This is a genomic window from Candidatus Symbiopectobacterium sp. (genome assembly GCF_020054415.1).
GTDB lineage: Bacteria > Pseudomonadota > Gammaproteobacteria > Enterobacterales > Enterobacteriaceae > Symbiopectobacterium.
The window spans coordinates 1-2,037 of the sequence record NZ_JAHWCO010000407.1 but is presented as its reverse complement, the minus strand read 5'-3'; the positions used below and the strand labels follow the sequence as shown (position 1 = coordinate 2,037).

The 2,037-nt window shown below is 54.3% G+C and carries 2 protein-coding genes and 1 pseudogene; all 3 read right to left on the bottom strand.

Features of this window, described 5'->3' with window-relative positions:
- Positions 1-155, bottom strand: a pseudogene (locus QZ506_RS21610) (phage tail protein); the annotation flags it as partial.
- 181 nt (positions 156-336) lie between these two features.
- Entirely contained in the window at positions 337-915 is a 579-nt protein-coding gene (locus tag QZ506_RS11970) for a phage tail fiber protein (protein WP_291971310.1), read from the bottom strand.
- A gap of 9 nt (positions 916-924) precedes the next feature.
- A partial coding sequence (locus QZ506_RS11965; RefSeq protein WP_291971309.1) for a transcriptional regulator occupies positions 925-2,037 on the bottom strand: 1,113 nt, incomplete at its 5' end.

Below are 2,037 nucleotides of genomic sequence, written 5' to 3'. Positions count from 1 at the left end.
TCCCCGCCAGACGATGCGCCTTTGAGATGAATGACATTACCGTAAGGGGTCGGATAACCATTGCGGTAGGCTTCATACAGCTGGATACCGGGCGTCCCCTGATTATTGCCACTTAATGCCGGAACCCGGCCACGGGATACCAGCGTATTGACGCTGCCTACCGCTTTACGTATGGCGCTCAATGCCTGCTGCACCGTTTCGCTTTTACCGTCAGGTTGTTGACTGCCAATCTTTGTAGCACCGTTTGATTGTGCCAGTTCGGTCAACACATCGGCGGCAGTTCCAGTAGGTGGTAGTGCCGCAATGGGTGCCCCAGATGCATCAAAGGAAAGCAGCTTACCGGCCCGCGGCCGCATTAGGTATAGGGGAAATGAACGCTTCAGGTACGCGCAGGGCGCGATTGTTCGTCGCGTTGTTTAACGTTTCAATGTGCTGACTGGTTTTTTTATCCAGCGTATTTGCATAGCCTTTTGTGGCAGCATCCTGATCATTTACTGGGTCGGCAAGACTGGCAATGCGGTACCCTTTGGCACTGAATGGGCCACCAGAAACAGGCCGTAACAATGCAACGCCGAGTGAAACAAAGCTTTGCTTTATCGCCATCCACAGGCGATCAAAATCGAGGTTAACGGTATCCGCCAATAAATCGCCATTATCCTGGTATTCCGTCAGGCGCACCGGCGCAACCACGCGCTCAAACATGACGATAACGTCATTCGCCGGGGGAGCTAAAAACGTGACTTCACCGCCGTTAACGTTGCCAATCCCTGTCACGGTAAACCCTGTAGAAACCGCCTCACCATCCAGCGACACGGTTAAATCTCCAGCATTGATCAGATAAAACTCATAGGGAAAAACGCTTGTTACGCCGTTTGCAGTGTAGACGTTGAAGGGGGTTTGATCAGGGACTGCCATACATTCGCCTTAATGGTCAGTATCGACCATGATTTCACCATCGTAGGGTTGCCAATTATCCCGACTGGTGGCGTTCGGTTTCCCGACCAATTTACCGATACGCACCGGCGTTTGACTAATTGCCCCCGCGCCTGAGTCGATATAGTCATCAGGCTGATCGGCAACCGCTGGATTGAAATCGCGCATCTGGTCATACATGGGGCCGTCCAGCACGTCGCTGGGAGCCCACAGAAAGCGAGAAGAAAGCGGAGCCTCGAACGCATCGAGAATGCGCTTTTGTTTGTTGGTAACGCTAAACGCTTCCTGAACGCCGCACCCGGCCCCCTTCAATGCCTGACGCAGCAGTTTTCCGGCAAAGCTGCCGGGGCCGTTCACTTCCACCACCACGCGGGGGATCTGATACTTGAGCACCAGGTCGCGTATCTGCACCACCTGGCCGCCAATGATTTTGTCGTTATCGTCAAACTCAGCCAGATCCCCGGTCAGCGCCTGGCACACCTGCCAATACAAATGCCCACGCTCATCAGTCAGCATCAACGAAAAGGCGCTTGCATCTGCCTTAACTTTCCCTGTTGCCACGTCCCACCAGGCGACCGCGCCGACGATTTGCACGCCGCCCAGCCACATGGAGCAACCGCCATTTGCATAGCGGATTTCAGGGTGTACAGCGTATTCACGAATGCGATCGGGATTGAGTCGCACATCACCCACCGGCTTGCTGTGTAGCTGATACTGGCTATCCCATTCATTGATGGTGCGCGTTTCGCGGCGGCGGCGTAGCATTTCGTCACGGGTAAACCGTTCCGGCCACTCGCACCCCGCGTAACAGTCGATCAGCATGTCAGGCGCTTCGGCAAAAACAATACCGTCAGCGCTTAACAGGTAATCGGTACTTTCCACCAGCAGCCGCGCCCCGTGGTAAATTCCGGCAAAAACAAATTCCGGCCGGAACGGTAAAGCGTATTCCTTGTGCCTGGCGTCCTTTTCCTCGATACGGTATTCATGGTGAAACAGCTTGATGGTAAGACAGTCAGCGCCCAATTTTTCCACCTCGTCATAAAGGCTGTCATGAGTGTGCGGGGTACCGACATACAGCTTGCGCCCACCCGGTACCAGAATGTG